The organism is Dyadobacter sp. OTU695 (genome assembly GCF_038440355.1).
Classification (GTDB): Bacteria; Bacteroidota; Bacteroidia; order Cytophagales; family Spirosomataceae; genus Dyadobacter.
Genome location: NZ_JASATN010000019.1, coordinates 100,552 through 116,504, shown reverse-complemented (window position 1 = coordinate 116,504; position 15,953 = coordinate 100,552). Strand labels below are relative to the sequence as shown.

The following is a 15,953-nucleotide window of genomic DNA, read 5'->3' as shown; positions in this document are numbered from 1 at the left end:
ACAGTTCATACGGTGGATTGTAACAAGTGCTTCGACTTCGCTCAGCATGACATTCCCTTTTCCTCCCTTCTTCCCTTTTTGGTAGTTCCCATCGTTCACCTTATCTTCGTAGTCTTAATTGAGTCTAAATAAGATAAAATTCGGGCGATCGATGAAAAAACTGATTGGAAAACTGCATCTGTACCTGGGGCTCATCTCAGGAATCATGGTGTTCATCATTTCCATCACGGGGTGTATCCTGGCATTTGAGCAGGAGATTAAGACTATTACACAACCATACATGTTCGTAAAAGGTCCGGTTGGCGGCAAAGTGCTGCCTCCTTCGGAACTGGCGGAGATAGCGAAAAAGGCGCTCCCCGGCAAAGTGGCAAAAGGTGTGCTTTACGACACGCCCGACCGCAATGCGCAGGTCGGTTTTTACAATCTCGATCCTGAATACTATTACGTCGCCTACATCAATCAATACACCGGAAAGTTAGAGCACGTCTGGAATGAGGACGACGATTTCTTCCATTTCATCCTCCATGGACATTACTACCTCTGGCTACCCGAAAAGTACGGTCAGACCGTAGTGGCTTCGGCGACGCTGGTTTTCTTTTTCATGATGATCAGCGGAATGGTGCTTTGGTGGCCTAAAAACAAATCTGCTGCCAAACAGCGCTTTTCGATCAAATGGAATGCTGCCTGGCGACGGAAGAACTACGATTTGCATAATGTATTGGGATTCTATATCATGTCAATCGGTGTGATCCTGGCATTAACAGGCCTGGTTTGGGGTTTCCAATGGTTTTCGCAGGGAGTTTACACGGCTACCGGCGGGCAAGGTTCAGATGTGTACTATAATCCGGCTTCCGACACCCTGGCAACTGCGAAAGTAACAGGCCCGATGCAGGCTGTGGACAAGGCCTGGCTGCAATTACAAAAGGAGTACCCCAAATATTCGACCCTCAATATTTCTTTTCCAACCGAGAAAGCTGAGTCGATTTTCTCGTACGTGAACTTCCGCGAAGGCACTTACTATAACGTCGACTACCATTATTTTGACCAGTATTCGGTCAAAAAGATCAACGCAACAGGGCCGTATTCGGGCAAGTACAGCGAGGCAAACTTCGCCCAGACCCTGCGCAGGATGAACTATGACATCCATACCGGCGCGATCCTGGGCTTACCTGGAAAAATACTCGTATTCTTCGCCAGCCTGATTTGCGCTTCATTGCCCGTTACCGGTTTTGTGATCTGGTGGGGCAGGCGAAAAAAGGCTCCTAAAAAAGTGAGAAAGAGCATTCCTGTCTGGGCGACCCCGCAATGAAGCCGGCAATCTGATAGGGCGCGCCGGGTGCATTATTATTGTTTTTGGTAGATCCTCACATAATCCACCTCAAAACGGGCTGGGAAGTCTGTTTGGGATAAATCTCCGCCATTGTCGCCCCCCAGTGCCATGCCCAGCAAAATGTAATGCGGTTGCTTGAAGGGAGTGATGTCCTTGTTTTTAGCATTAATGGCTTTTGCCTGATCCTGCGAAGCCATCAGTATGTCGTCTACATAGATTTTGATGGCATTTTCGTCCCAATCCATCCGCCAGACGTGGAATTTCGACGACCAGTCCGGGTCGTTAAAACTGCTTATCTGCTTTTTATTGGTATTCCAAATGGGTTTGTAACGCTCATTAGAGCCCCAGGCCAGGTTTGCCAGCAGCATTCCCCTGTAAAATTCCATAATGTCGATTTCACCGTTATCCGGCCATTCACCCTTTTCACCCAGCGTCCAGAACGCCGGCCAAATGCCTGAACGTGTATCGATTTTGGCCCGCATTTCGAAGCGACCGTATTGAAAACTCTTTTTGCCCCGGGTGATCATGCTGGCCGAGGTGTACTCTGCATACTCGCGGCTTTCTTTCCAGTTTCCGCTGCCGGGTTTGTAATTCGGGTTTTTGACGCGCTCTTTTTTTGCTTCGATAATCAGGTAACCGCCTTTGCAATAGGCATTCTCGCCCTGGTACCATTGGTCTTCATGGTTTCTTGTAAAACCTTTTTCGGGCTGCCATACATTCGGGTCGGGAGCGCCGTCGTAATCGAATTCGTCGGCCCATACCAGCTTGTATTGTGCCGCGGCGGGGAGAAGGCTCATAATCGTGAGGATGAACGTTAGCAGTAATTTGTCAGGAGTTGTCATGGGTAGTCATTATAGTCTGTTGGGAATTCGGTAGTCTTGATTGGTCGTTTATGGAGGAAAGTGGTACCGGCCGCTCATTTACCCGAAATAGCAATTTGAAAGGAATTGACACTATAAATCATTGTGCCGGGTTTTATTTCTAACAGTTTTCCTTTTTCTTGTAAACAACAGTTTGCCGTCGCTTCTGCCGGCTGGTGTTGATTTTTGATATGCGTAAATTCATTGATGTTGCCAAAAAAGCCGGTCTGGACGGTTTTATGCTTGCATTGCTCAGCATGATCCTGCTCGCCTGGCTGTGGCCCGCACCGGGAATGCAGGACAGCCCATTGCACCTTTCCACCGTTTCTACCTATGCTGTTTCGGTCATATTTTTCTTTTACGGCCTCCGCCTGAGCCCCGAAAAACTGAAAGCAGGGCTTGTTAACTGGCGGCTGCATTTGATGGTGCATTTATCGACTTTTGTACTTTTTCCCGTGCTCGCACTGGCATTCCGGTCGTTTTTTCAGGGAGAAGAAGGGCAGACGATGTGGCTCGCAATTTTCTTTCTTACCGTCCTGCCCTCGACGGTATCGTCGTCGGTGGTCATGGTGTCCATCGCACGGGGCAATATACCGGCAGCGATATTCAATGCCAGCATTTCGAGCCTGATCGGCGTTTTTATCACCCCCTTGTGGATGGGCCTCGTACTGGACTCTGGTACCGGACATTTTGATCTCCTGTCGGTAGTCGGAAAGTTGGCAATGCAAGTACTACTTCCGGTATTTGCCGGAATAGTCCTCAACAGTCGCTGGGGCCATTTCGCGGAGCGCTATAAAAAATACATTCGCTACTTCGATCAGTCGTCGATTCTGCTGATCGTTTACACTTCTTTTTGTGAATCGTTCGGCGAGCATCTGTTCGATTCGCTTGGAATAAAAGAAATTGTATTTTTAGGGATAGGAATGCTCGCGTTGTTTTTCGGGATCTATTTCCTGCTGACGTTCATCAGCGGCTTGCTGCATTTCAACCGACAGGATAAGGTTACCGCGGTATTTTGTGGTTCCAAAAAATCGCTGGTACAAGGCGCAGTTATGTCGAAAGTCCTGTTTGCGGGGCCAGAGGCTGGTTTAATGCTTTTGCCGATCATGCTCTATCACGCATTGCAACTGATTACGGCGAGCATCATTGCGCAGCGGATGGCGCGGGAAGCGGAAGTGGCGGAGGATTTTATACTTAAAAAATGATGTATGCGTCTGATATCGTGGTTGGTGCGGCTTCTAGTGCTGGTTTTACTTTTGGCGGGGATCAATGCATTGTGGTCGGGTTTCCGGACCGGCTCCTGGCTCCCGGAATGGCTCGGGGGCGAAGATAAAGTCGAGACAATGCATACTGTGGTTTTACAGGAAATCAGCTCGATGGGCAAACTGGAAGTTGTGAAGTACAATTTCAAGGATGTGGTGGAGCAGGAAATTGTGAAAATGTGGTTGCCCAATGCCAAAGCAATCCTGATTGTTCAGGGCGAAGCCATCGGCTGTGTTGATCTGGCAAAGCTATCGATGGAGGACATTACCTCGGATGCCGAAACGCTCGTGATCAATATGCCGGAGCCGGAACTTTGTGTTTTTAAAATAGATCACAGTAAATCAAAAGTTTATAATACGGAATACGCATTTACCGATGAGGCGAAGCTGGTGCAGGAGGCTTATAAACAAGCCGAAAAGCAAATCCAGAAATCGGCCCTCGATATGGGGATACTGGAACAAACGAAGGAAAATGCCTGCAAAATATTGACGCCCATACTCGAAAAAGCTTCGGGCAAAAAGGTGGTGCTCAAATTTCCAATGAATGCCAAAATAGACAAGTTGCGATAAAATCAATGTGCTAAACCAACCCTTTCTGATGAGTAAAAAAGGATTTCTGACGCTGGATGAACTTTCGGGCAAGATGGAGGGAGGGGAGATCGAAACAATTGTTGTTGCATTTACCGACCATTACGGTCGCCTGATGGGCAAGCGCGTCGACGCCGATTTTTTTCTTGATTCGGTTTCCAAGTCGGGGACGCACGGCTGTAACTATTTGCTCACGACCGACATGACCATGGACCCGGTATCGGGCTACCAATATGCCAACTGGGAGCTCGGCTATGGCGATTTCCACATGGTACCGGATTTATCCACATTGAGGGTGGCCGACTGGCTCGAAAAGACTGCGCTTGTCATTTGCGATGTGCATAACGACAAATCGCACCGGCTGGAATCCATAGCCCCCAGATCCGTTCTGAAAAAGCAACTGGACGCGCTTTCGGGCGACGGCCTCGAATGCTTCGCCGCCTCCGAACTGGAATACTATCTCCTTGAAAACAGCTATAAACAGGCATTTCAGCAAAATTACCAGAATCTGAGCCCGGCGGGATATTACCTCGAAGACTATCACATCATGCAGGGCACGCGGAACGAAAAATTTACCGCTGCTGCGCGCAGGCATTTGAAAAATTCAGGTATAGCTGTCGAGACCTCGAAGGGGGAATGGGGCCTGGGGCAGCACGAGCTGAATGTGAAATACGCTGACGTGCTCTCAATGGCCGACAACCACATTGTTTATAAGCAATGCCTGAAAGAGGTAGCCGATGCCATGGGCCTTTCGGTTACGTTCATGGCCAAGTTCGCAACAGATCAGGCGGGTTCGAGCAGTCATATTCATATGAGTTTGTGGAAAAACGGCAAGAATATCTTCGATGGCGACCAGCAGTTTGGTCCTGTAAAAGGCTCGGACATTTTCCGCTGGTTCCTGGGCGGTTGGATCAAGCACGTACCGGATGTAATGCCGTTCTACGCCCCGACGGTTAATTCCTACAAGCGTTTCGTCGACGGCTCCTGGGCGCCTACGCGCCTCGCGTGGAGTTATGACAACCGTACGGCCGGTTTCCGGGTAGTAGGCAGCGGCCCAAGCCTGCGGATCGAATGCCGCATTCCCGGTGCCGACTGCAATCCCTACCTGGCCTTCGCCGCATCCATCGCCTCCGGCCTTGACGGCATCAAAAACCGTATCGAACCGCCGGAATGCTTCATCGGCGACATTTACGCGGCCGCGCATTTGCCGCGGGTACCATATACGCTCGCTGAGTCCATTGTATTGTTTGAGAACAACGCATTTGCCAAAGAGGCATTCGGCACGGAGGTGGTGGAACATTACACCCATTTTTTCAAAACCGAGCAGCGCGCGTATGACACCTCGGTGACGGATTGGGAACGGAAGCGGTATTTTGAACAGATTTGATTGGGGGCGTTTTGGGGTGCAGGAGGCTCCTCCGGAGCCCAAAACGGCGTGGTGCACTAATGGATGCTACAAACAGGATGCCTCTCCGAGGCAGCAATGCGAAACGTTCGGTTGTCGAGCAACCACCTGTTTGTAGGAAATGTGAGTTTGAAATATGGGCTACGGAGTAGCCACCTGTTTGTAGAAAAAGTCGGTTTGCAATATAGCGGGCTACGGAGTAGCCACCTGTTTGTAGGAAATGACGTTTTGCAATATGTCGGGCTGCGTAGCAGCCTCCTGTTTGTAGAATTGTTGCAAAGAAGTTCGGCCGCAGAGGCTTCGATACACAAAATTATTTTATCATTTACGCACTATAATGTAAACAATTATGGCTAACACTTATTCGCAGATCTATCTTCAATTTGTTTTTAGTGTTAAACATCGTCAATGCCTGATACCGAAATACCACAAGGAAGAATTACATCGGTATATAACCGGCCTGGTACAAAACAGAAATGCGAAGATGCTCGCAATCCATTGCATGCCGGATCACACGCATATTTTCGTGGGATTCAAGCCGGCGTTGTCCATTTCTGACTTTATAAAGGAAGTAAAGAATGAAAGCAATGAATTTGTCAATCAAAAGAGGTGGACAAACCATAAATTTGGGTGGCAGGAGGGCTATGGTGCTTTTTCATATTCCCGATCGGATATAGATCGTGTCGTGCGGTATATTCACGGTCAGGAGGAGCACCATCGAAAGCACTCATTTGCGGAAGAATACCGGGATATGTTGCAGCAATTCGAAGTGCCGTTCGAAGAAAAGTATTTGTTTGAATTCTTTGACGAGGATTGAAGTGAAAAGAGACTCAATTACTATTTATTAAACCATAACATCACAACCCCATGCGCTTAGAAAACAAAGTCGCGCTTATTACAGGAGGGAGCGGCGGTATTGGCCGGGAAACCGCTATTCTGTTTGCCAAAGAAGGAGCTAAAATTGTCGTAACAGATGTGAACGATGCTGGCGGTCAGGAAACAGCCGACGAGATCGTTGCGAATGGTGGCGAAGCTTATTTTCTGCATTCGGATGTGTCCAAAGCGGCCGATTGCGAGGCGGCTGTTGCATTTGCGGAAGAGAAATTCGGCAAGCTGAATATCCTTTTCAACAACGCGGGGATCATGCACAGCGACGACGATAACGCCGTTACGACCGAAGAGGCTATCTGGGACCTCACGATGAATATCAATGCAAAAGGTGTTTTTCTGGGATGTAAATATGGTATACCGGCATTGCAGCGCGCCGGAGGAGGTTCTATTATCAATACGGCGTCGTTCGTAGCTATTTTGGGGGCCGCCACGCCGCAGGTGGCTTACACTGCCAGCAAAGGAGCCGTTCTTGCGCTCACCCGCGAGCTTGCGGTCATACACGCCCGCGAGAACATCCGCGTGAATGCATTATGCCCGGGACCGCTGCGCACGGAGTTGCTGATGAAGTTTTTGAATACCGAGGAAAAAAAGCAACGCCGTCTGGTACATATTCCAATGGGCCGTTTCGGTGAAGCAAAGGAAATGGCCTACGCCGCATTGTTTCTCGCTTCGGACGAAGCATCCTTCGTAACCGGCACCGACTTCCTGGTCGATGGCGGTATTACTTCTGCTTATGTAACTCCTTTGTAAATAGGAGGAAAGGGAGGAGGGAGGAAGGGGAGGATGGAGTTTCCTATTCCGGTTCCCCTTCCTCCTTCCTCCCTTCCTCCCTTTTCTCCTTTAAAAAAATGATTCAAAAAACGATAAGCCCGATTGACGGCTCGGTGTATGTCGAGCGTGAGCTGGCGAGTGCTCAGGCGGTGGAGATTGCTTTGGAAAAAGCGGTAGCAGCCCAAAAAGAATGGAAAAAGACAACGCTGGCCGAACGGGAGGCGATATGCCGGAAGGCTGTGGAGTATTTTCTGAACAATGCGGATGAGATAGGTCTGGAACTCACCTGGCAGATGGGGCGCCCGGTCCGCTACACAGCCAATGAGATTCGCCGTGGTTTCCAGGAACGGGCCAATTACATGATCTCAGTGGCAGAAAAGGCACTTGCAGATGTCGAGGTGGATGAAATTCCGGGCTTTAAAAGATTTGTAAAAAGAGAGCCTTTAGGCGTAGTGTTCGTGGTAGCTCCTTGGAATTATCCCTATCTGACGTCCGTCAACTCCGTAATACCGGCTATTATGTCGGGTAATGCGGTGATATTGAAGCATGCACAGCAAACACCGCTTTGCGCGGAGCGTTATGCAGCCGCTTTCGAATATGCAGGTTTGCCCGATGGCGTATTTCAATATTTGCATTTAAGTCACGACCAGGTGGCACAGGTGATCGGCGACGTCCGGGTAGACTATGTGGCATTTACCGGTTCAGTAGAGGGCGGACATGCGGTTCAAAAGGCTATTAACGAGCGGTTTATCATTGGTGGGTTAGAGTTGGGGGGGAAAGACCCCGCATACGTACGGGCGGATGCGAACCTGGCCGACGCTGTTGAGAACCTGGTCGACGGATCTTTCTTCAATTCAGGGCAGTCGTGCTGCGGGATCGAGCGTATTTACGTGCATCAGGACATTTATGATGCGTTTATCAAAGGTTTTGAGGAACTGACGAAAACATATGTTCTCGGCGATCCGCGCAATCACCAGACGACATTAGGGCCGATGGTGCGAACATCAGCGGCCAACTTTGCGCAAAAGCAAATTGATGATGCGGTTGCGCAAGGTGCATTGGCATTAATTGACCCTGCATTGTTTCCGGCGCATCAGTCGGGCACGCCTTACCTGGCGCCGCAGGTGCTCGTGAATGTGAACCATTCGATGGAGATCATGACCGAGGAGACCTTCGCTCCTGTGGTCGGCATCATGCCCGTTTCAAGCGACGAGGAGGCCATTCAGTTGATGAATGACAGCCAGTACGGCCTTACGGCTTCCATTTGGACTTCCGACGTAGATGCCGCATTGCAAATCGGGGAGCAGGTAGAAACCGGCACCTGGTTCATGAACCGCTGCGACTACCTCGATCCGGCATTAGCCTGGACGGGCGTGAAGAACTCCGGGCGGGGTTGTACATTATCGGTTGTAGGATACGAGGCATTGACACGGCCCAAGTCTTTTCATTTGAAAATAGGGTAACCTTTTCGATAAAAGTAAAAAGTATGACAAAAGTCGGCTTGCTGGAATGCGACCATGTGCGGGAAGAACTGGTACACATCGCGGGAGATTACCGGGTGATGTTTCCGGCTTTGTTTTCGCAGGTGGCACCCGATTGGGAGTTTACATTTTATGATGTTTGCAACGGGCATTTCCCGGCTTCTGCCAATGAGTGCGAAGTGTACGTTTGCACTGGCTCCAAATTTTCGGTTTACGATGATGAGCCGTGGATCGGGAGGTTAAAGGAGTTTGTGAAGGAAATCCGGGACTCGGGTAAAAAATATATCGGTGTTTGTTTCGGGCATCAAATGCTGGCCGAGGCGCTCGGCGGGAAGGTACAGAAATCGGTCGTCGAATGGTGTGTTGGGGTGCATAACTTCCAGGTATTGAGCTATGAAGAATGGATGGTGCCCGGACGGCAGTCTTTCAATCTGCTGATGATGTGCCAGGACCAGGTAATGGAATTGCCGCCGGACAGCACTCTTCTTGCTGAAACGCAGGACTGTCCGGTTGGGATGTTCAGGGTTGGTGAAAATATGGTTGGAATACAGGCTCATCCCGAGTTTCCCAAGCCTTATGAAAAAGCACTGATGGAAATCCGCACGGAACGCATCGGGCAGGCGAAGGTGGAAATGGGCATTGTAAGTCTGGAATTGCCGGTGCATGAGCTGACGTTTGTGAATTGGTTAAAGAACTTCGCTGCACTATGAAGTAGCCTTGCCGTTTGCTATTTTTACCGCAGCTAAGATTTTAACTTACAAATACCCGCAATGACCGAGAATAGCACCGTATCCAGGCGTCAGATTTTGAGTGCTCACCAGACGAGCCAGAAAATACGTCGGATCGCTTTTGAAATATATGAGCAGAATTTTGAGGAGAAGGGCATTATCATCGCCGGTATCGCGGGGGAAGGATTTGCTTTTGCCAAGAGACTTACCGCCGAACTAACGGAAATCTCCCCGTTAGACGTGCAGCTGATAGAACTGCGTTTCGACAAGAATATCCATCAGCAAAGCCCGATCCTGTTCGACCGCGAGCTGAATGTGGAAAACCAGGTTGTGATCGTTGCCGACGACGTGCTCAATACCGGCCGTACGCTTGCATTCGCATTGGAACCATTCCTGAAAGTTCCGATGAAGAAGGTACAGGTAGCCGTGATCGTCGATCGCAGCCACCACAAATTTCCTATCCATGCCCATTATGTAGGGTACTCATTGAGCACCACACTGACTGAGCATGTGGAGGTGGTTTTAAGCAGGGCAGAGGAAGAGGGGGTTTATTTGAAGTGATTACAACTTTCCACGAATTTCAAGCGTGTTTACTCCCACAACATACGCATAGATAGAGGAGGGGACAAAATTGAGTGTAATACCATTCTTTTCGATTGACCCTTCCTTATCGATAGTAGTCACAAGAGCGGATTTCAGGTTGTTCTTTTCGCAAAAGTGTAACAGGCTTTTGAGTTCTTCAGGCCTTTCATAATACCTGTTGCTCCATTTTACCTCCACGGCCCATGCGGGTTTCAGGGATTTGTTATCCAAACCTATCATATCCACTTCACCCTGGGTTCGGCCGGATATCCAGCGGGCATACCAGGGTGTAAACCAGTAACGGTGTATCCATTGCGAAAAGATAGCCGTCTCCACCATGCTTCCAAAAAGATCGTCGGTCGCTTCGAGCGGAGCGAACAGTGCGCTGCGAAGAGAAGGATTTGTGAGGAAAACCTTATAGAAGTTGGCCCGCTGAAATTTTTTAGCGGTATCGTCAACCCGGTGAATAACCCTAACCAGGAACGCGGCTTCGAGGTATTCCAAATACTTTTTCAATAGATTTTTATCGATACCGCTGCTTTTGGAAAGTACATCCAGCGACACCTCATTCCCGCTGTAATAGGCCAGGGTGGTAAAGAATGCATTGAGTTCCTGTACGTCCTGGATACCATAAAGGCTGGGCAGGTCACGCAACAGCACTTTGTCGACAATATCGCTTTTGATGTACCGGCCGGGATTAGCCTGGATCGCCTCCGAAAATATCACTTCCGGGTAGCCGCCGAAATTGATGTAGTCGATGAAATGCTTATTGACTTCCGTCAAATGGCTGCTGGTGAAAAATTTGTTGATATTTCCGTTCCAGGCAATGGAGGAGGGACGGATCAGGTGATCGAATTTCTTTAACTGGATGTATTCGTGGAATGTCAAAGGAGGCAGCATGAATTCGGTGAACCGACCGGCACCACTTTCATTGCTTTTAAGCCGGAGCGCGGCGGCGGCAGAACCTGAAACAATGATTTTCGTGTGAGGATAACTGTCCACCATTACTTTCAGGTGAATCTCCCAGTCCTTCAAATATTGAATTTCATCAAAAAACAAGTACCACTGATCAAGGCTTTCGTCGGCAACTGCTTTACGGACAAGCGAAAACAGTTGTTCGAGCCCCATGTATAGATAGATGGGGTTATCGATACTGATAAACGCAATTTTTTTAGGATTAACACCGTCGTCCAGCAACTTCTGAACGCTATGATGCATCATGACGGTCTTGCCAACCCTTCTGGGACCCATCAAAACTACTGCCCTTCTCACATTGGCTTCACTCACCAGTTGGTGCAACATCCCAAAGTAAAGCCTGGGCTGCATACCATGGTATTCGGGATCAATTTTACCCGAAACCCACCACGGGTTTTCGAACCGAAGCCTGCTTAATACCAGCTCTTCGGATATGGGTTGAAGTTTTAGTCTTTTTGCCATAGCTTTACAAATATGTCAATTTAATGTAGATCAATCTATATTAAATTGACATATTTGTAAATATAAGAAAAAATTCTAGTTTTTTATACCTTATTTCACTTCCCAGGTGCCATTGTAATGTGTCAGATAGAAATCCTTACCCGGGAAATAGAGGTTTGCCGAAGCGTATTTGTTCAAAGTAATTTCTCCTTTTTCAGTGCTTTCATCAGGCTCCATTGTTCGACCACGTTCTCCCGCGCGTAAGTTTTTGTAAAACAATGTCACTTCCACGGCATACACGGGATCTTTACGAACGCGGGAATGGCTATGCGCCGGAGAAAATTCATCGGATTAGTAAAGGGAATGGTTTGAAACGGAAAAAGGACCTATACCGGCAATGTTACTGCCAGTATCGGTCCTTTCAAAGGTTTTAATTGGGGGAATCAGCTGAAAACACGCCTCAGTTTGATGTTCTCAACCGGTCGGATAATGAGCGGGACTTTCTCGATCTTAACGGAACTGCTGTCAAGACCGAACCATTTGTCTTCCGGTGTCGTGAAATCTTTTACGAAGAAATAAGTCTTCATGACAAGCTGTTCGAGCAATGGAAGGTCGTTTTCGAAGGAAAGGAACCTTTCCAGTACTACAAAGCGGAAATCCCCGGTAATGTTCTGTTTGCTAAGTGATTCGTAACGGCTGGTAATATCAACTTCCTTATTCAAAACCATATCCTCTACCACCTTCCGGAAGAACATATTGATCCGCTGATCGACCCGGAAACCAAGGCGGAAGTTGATTTTAATTACATTGTCATGGTTGTCTTCGTCGGATAATACCTTATACTCCATTGTGTAAGGATCATCCGTAATATCGACGTGAATAAACCAGTACACATCGGCGCGTTTGGGGCGTTTCTGGAAAATAGAGTAAATGACCTTGGTTTCAATTTCCGTGGCGCGGGAGGCATTGGTCATGAAAACGAGGTGGGTCGTATATTTTGGAATACTGATATCGCGGCTCAGCTCGTGCAATGCGGGCAGGTATTTTTCCAGCTTGGTATATTCGGTGAGCCTGAGTTTGATATAGAATGCTTTGAGCCACACGGCCATGAGCCCTGCCACCAACGTCCCTATCATGATCGTAAACCAGCCTCCGTGGGTAAATTTCAACAGGTTTGCGCCAAGAAATGCTCCCTCGATTGAAAGATACAACAGCATAAACATGATGACGATCCATAAATTGACCCTTTTTACATACAGGTAATACGACATCAGGATCGTAGTCATGATCATCGTAAGGGTTATTGCTAACCCGTACGCAGCTTCCATATTGGCCGATTCTTTGAAGTACAACACTACGGTCACACATCCAAGCAGAAGTAGCCAGTTGATACTTGGGACATACAGCTGGCCTTTTTGATCACTGGGGTAAACAAGTCGGACTTTGGGCCAGAAGTTGAGTCTGATCGCTTCTGAAATCAATGTAAATGATCCGGATATCAATGCCTGGCTCGCGATGATTGCAGCGGAAGTCGCAATAACGATACCGGGCAAAAGCCACCATTCGGGCATGATCTCATAGAAAGGCTTGCGCCCGTCCAGTAAATTGCCGGTTTCGGAAAGTAGCCAGGCTCCCTGGCCGAAATAATTGAGAATGAGGCAAGACTTGACGAATATCCAGCTTACCCGGATATTTCCCCGACCACAGTGCCCCAAGTCGGTGTAAAGCGCCTCGGCTCCCGTTGTGCACAGGAATACTGCACCAAGCATCCAAAAGCCGCCGGGATGCTCTGTTAGTAAGCGGTATCCGTATTGCGGATTGAAGGCTTTGAATATGCCCGGATGTTCCAGAATCTGATAAAGCCCGAGAACACCAAGCATCACGAACCATGTCACCATGAGAGGCCCGAATGTGCGTCCGACGATTTTCGTTCCAAATGCCTGGATCAGGAAAATCGCTGTCAGAATGCCGATTACAATGGGAATGGTCTGGATATTCGGATACAACAATTTCAAACCTTCCACAGCGGACGCAACGGAAATCGGGGGCGTGATAATACCGTCGGCCAGGAGGGTACTTCCTCCGATAATTGCCGGAACTGTCAGCCACCGGGCATGCTTTCTTACTAAGGCGTACAAAGCGAAAATGCCTCCTTCGCCGCGGTTATCGGCCCGTAGAATCAATATAACATATTTGACAGTCGTTTGGAGGGTGAGCGTCCAGAATATGCAGGATAGCGCACCATAGACAATCTCCTCGGATATAATCTCTTTTCCGATAATCGCCTGCATTACATAGAGTGGCGACGTGCCGATATCACCGTATATAATGCCGAACGCCACCAGTAATCCGGCTGCCGTTACCTTGTCAACTTTGTGTTTTGATTCCATCCACCTTTTATGAAAAACGGCGAAAGTTAGGAAACGGTAGAGAAAAACGTTCCCGTACGGGCATTAATATTTTTAGCTCAGACAAATGTCCTCCACAATAGAAAACCATTCAGCCCGATAATAATAGCCGCGATCACCCAGCTAAGCAACGTAACCGAGCGCGAATTGGTGAATCGCCCCATGATTTTGCTGTTGGAAGTGAAGAATACGAGCGGTACGACGGCAAAGCTCAATTGCAGGGAAAGGATCACCTGGCTGAAAACCAGCAGTTCGGCCGTGCCGCGTTCTCCATACAAATACGACACGATCAGCGCCGGAATAATAGCGATGCCGCGGGTGAGCAGCCGGCGTGCCCAGGGTTTCAGGCGGATGTTGAGGAAGCCCTCCATAACGATCTGTCCTGCGAGCGTACCCGTGAGCGTGGAGCTCTGGCCGGATGCGAGCAATGCCAGCGCGAAAAATATGCCTGCCAGACTCACACCCAAAACCGGGTCGAGCAGATGGTAGGCGTCGGTAATATCGGCGATTTCGAAATGGCCGTTGGCGTGAAATGCGGATGCTGCAAGAATGAGGATAGAGCCGTTGATAAAGAACGCCAGCGCCAGGGAAACGGTGGAATCAATGGTCGCGAAACGGATCGCGGAACGTTTGCCCGGCTCATCTTTTTTGAAATTACGGGTCTGAACGATGCTGGAATGCAGGTACAGGTTATGGGGCATAACGGTGGCGCCAAGGATACCAATGGCAATGTAAAGCATTCCGGAGTCGGTTACGATCTCCTTTTTAGGAAGCAGCCCGCCCATAATACCGGCCAGAGAAGGCTGAGAGACGATCATTTCATACACAAAACTCAGCAGGATGATACCCATAAGCCCGGCCACGATACTTTCAATAATGCGGAAACCTTTTTGTTGGAAATACAGGACGATCAGCACATCGAACGCCGTGAACAGCACGCCAATGGGCAGCGGCAAACCAAAAAGCAGGTTCAATGCGATGGCGGAACCGATCACTTCGGCAAGGTCGGTGGCGGCGATGGCGATTTCAGAAAGCACCCACAGCACAAAAGAAACGGGGCGGGAGTAGTAGTCGCGGCAGGCTTGCGCAAGGTCGCGACCGGTGGCGATGCCCAATTTCAGCGATAAATGCTGTAAAAGCATGGCAAACAGGTTCGAGATCAGGATTACGGAAAGCAATGTGTAGCCAAATCGCGAGCCGCCTTCGATATCGGTAGCCCAGTTGCCCGGATCGATGTAGCCGACGGCAACCATAAGTCCGGGACCTGTGAATGCAGCCAATTTTTTCCAGAAACCGACGCCTTCCGGTACCGAAATAGAGGAGTGAACTTCTGACAATGAGCGGAGCTGCTCACTGCGGTCCGGTGCTTTCTCTTGCAAAGACTTATCTATTTTTAAATCGTCAATCATTTCCTTAGTCTCCGAAATAAACAATTTAGTTCTCTGAAAACAAATATAAGGAAATTCTTAATATATTTTTAGGTTAGTCTAAATTTTTTAATTTACAGATAGTAAATCGTACTTTTGCCGGATATTAAGATTGGTAACCGGGGCTTACTCGCCATGCAGAACTCCTTCACAGAAGAAAATTACTTAAAGATTATCCATGCACTTTCCGGACGCGACGGGATTGAGGTGAGCACAAATGCGCTCGCTGAGAGCACGTCCACGCGTGCGGCGTCGGTGACCGATATGCTGCGCAAGCTGGCCGAGAAGGGATTGATCCATTATAAAAAGTACCAGGGCGTTACCCTGACGGACAGCGGGGAGAAGGTCGCGATCAAGGTGATCCGCAAGCATCGCCTATGGGAGGTTTTTCTGGTTGAAAAGCTGGGCTTCGGCTGGGACGAAGTACACGATATCGCAGAGGAGCTGGAACATATTCCCTCGGAAGTGCTGGTGGAAAAGCTCGATGCCTTCCTGGGGCATCCGAAGTTCGATCCGCACGGCGACCCTATTCCTGATGCCAAGGGAAACCTTACCGAGCCGGATTACCTGGTTCTTACCGACGTGCAGGTTGGTGAAAAAGTGTTAATGATGGGTGTGCTCGATCATGCACCCTCTTTCCTGCAACATCTTGACAGGTCGGGGATTACGCTGGGAGCGGTGATAGAAGTGCAGGAAATTAATGAATACGACAAGTCGGCCTCTGTACGGATTAACGGCGGACCTACGTTGTTTATCAGTCTCGAAGTGTCCAAAAACCTCCTGGTGCAGCGCCGATGAGACCAT

15 protein-coding genes are annotated in these 15,953 nt (G+C 48.9%); 10 read left to right on the top strand and 5 right to left on the bottom strand.

Annotated features, from left to right (window positions below):
• The first annotated feature begins 151 nt into the window (after positions 1-151).
• Positions 152-1,309, top strand: coding sequence for a PepSY-associated TM helix domain-containing protein (locus AAHB90_RS26525; RefSeq protein WP_342088254.1), 1,158 nt, complete (start codon positions 152-154; stop codon positions 1,307-1,309).
• 35 nt (positions 1,310-1,344) lie between these two features.
• Here AAHB90_RS26525 and AAHB90_RS26520 read toward each other — a convergent pair whose 3' ends face one another.
• Positions 1,345-2,172, bottom strand: coding sequence for a glycoside hydrolase family 16 protein (locus AAHB90_RS26520; protein WP_446717931.1), 828 nt, complete (start codon positions 2,170-2,172; stop codon positions 1,345-1,347).
• Between the two features lie 209 nt (positions 2,173-2,381).
• Here AAHB90_RS26520 and AAHB90_RS26515 point away from each other — a divergent pair, with 209 nt between their 5' ends.
• From AAHB90_RS26515 to AAHB90_RS26480, 8 genes are all read left to right on the top strand, one after another.
• Positions 2,382-3,395, top strand: a complete 1,014-nt coding sequence (locus AAHB90_RS26515) for a bile acid:sodium symporter family protein (protein ID WP_342088252.1) — start codon at positions 2,382-2,384, stop codon at positions 3,393-3,395.
• A gap of 3 nt (positions 3,396-3,398) precedes the next feature.
• Entirely contained in the window at positions 3,399-4,022 is a 624-nt protein-coding gene (locus AAHB90_RS26510; RefSeq protein ID WP_342088251.1) for a DUF4230 domain-containing protein, read from the top strand.
• 28 nt (positions 4,023-4,050) lie between these two features.
• A complete protein-coding gene (locus AAHB90_RS26505; protein WP_342088250.1) occupies positions 4,051-5,427 on the top strand; it encodes a glutamine synthetase family protein in 1,377 nt (458 codons plus the stop codon).
• 367 nt (positions 5,428-5,794) lie between these two features.
• A complete protein-coding gene (gene tnpA, locus AAHB90_RS26500) occupies positions 5,795-6,262 on the top strand; it encodes an IS200/IS605 family transposase (RefSeq protein WP_342088249.1) in 468 nt (155 codons plus the stop codon).
• Between the two features lie 50 nt (positions 6,263-6,312).
• Positions 6,313-7,086 carry a glucose 1-dehydrogenase gene (locus tag AAHB90_RS26495; RefSeq protein ID WP_342088248.1) on the top strand — a complete coding sequence of 258 codons (774 nt, stop codon included), beginning with the start codon at positions 6,313-6,315 and terminating at the stop codon, positions 7,084-7,086.
• 98 nt (positions 7,087-7,184) lie between these two features.
• The gene (locus AAHB90_RS26490) at positions 7,185-8,570 is read left to right on the top strand and encodes an aldehyde dehydrogenase family protein (RefSeq protein ID WP_342088247.1); all 1,386 of its coding nucleotides are present in this window, start codon (positions 7,185-7,187) and stop codon (positions 8,568-8,570) included.
• A 23-nt stretch (positions 8,571-8,593) separates the two neighbouring features.
• Complete coding sequence (locus tag AAHB90_RS26485) at positions 8,594-9,298, top strand: glutamine amidotransferase-related protein (RefSeq protein WP_342088246.1); 705 nt, start codon at positions 8,594-8,596, stop codon at positions 9,296-9,298.
• 60 nt (positions 9,299-9,358) lie between these two features.
• Positions 9,359-9,877: a phosphoribosyltransferase family protein gene (locus tag AAHB90_RS26480; RefSeq protein ID WP_342088245.1), complete on the top strand. Its 519-nt coding sequence runs from the start codon at positions 9,359-9,361 to the stop codon at positions 9,875-9,877.
• On the opposite strand, the gene AAHB90_RS26475 is transcribed toward AAHB90_RS26480, so the two are convergent.
• The 4 genes from AAHB90_RS26475 to AAHB90_RS26460 all read right to left on the bottom strand — a co-directional run bounded on the left by AAHB90_RS26475 (position 9,878) and on the right by AAHB90_RS26460 (position 15,131).
• Positions 9,878-11,335, bottom strand: a complete 1,458-nt coding sequence (locus AAHB90_RS26475; protein WP_342088244.1) for an ATP-binding protein — start codon at positions 11,333-11,335, stop codon at positions 9,878-9,880. It lies immediately after the preceding gene.
• Positions 11,336-11,425: 90 nt separating this feature from the next.
• Complete coding sequence (locus AAHB90_RS26470; protein ID WP_342088243.1) at positions 11,426-11,614, bottom strand: hypothetical protein; 189 nt, start codon at positions 11,612-11,614, stop codon at positions 11,426-11,428.
• A gap of 143 nt (positions 11,615-11,757) precedes the next feature.
• Positions 11,758-13,704, bottom strand: a complete 1,947-nt coding sequence (locus AAHB90_RS26465) for a KUP/HAK/KT family potassium transporter (protein WP_342088242.1) — start codon at positions 13,702-13,704, stop codon at positions 11,758-11,760.
• Positions 13,705-13,781: 77 nt separating this feature from the next.
• Entirely contained in the window at positions 13,782-15,131 is a 1,350-nt protein-coding gene (locus AAHB90_RS26460; protein WP_342088241.1) for an Nramp family divalent metal transporter, read from the bottom strand.
• Between the two features lie 153 nt (positions 15,132-15,284).
• Between AAHB90_RS26460 and AAHB90_RS26455 the strand changes: the two genes are divergently transcribed.
• Positions 15,285-15,947, top strand: a complete 663-nt coding sequence (locus tag AAHB90_RS26455; protein WP_342088240.1) for a metal-dependent transcriptional regulator — start codon at positions 15,285-15,287, stop codon at positions 15,945-15,947.
• Positions 15,948-15,953 lie beyond the last annotated feature (6 nt).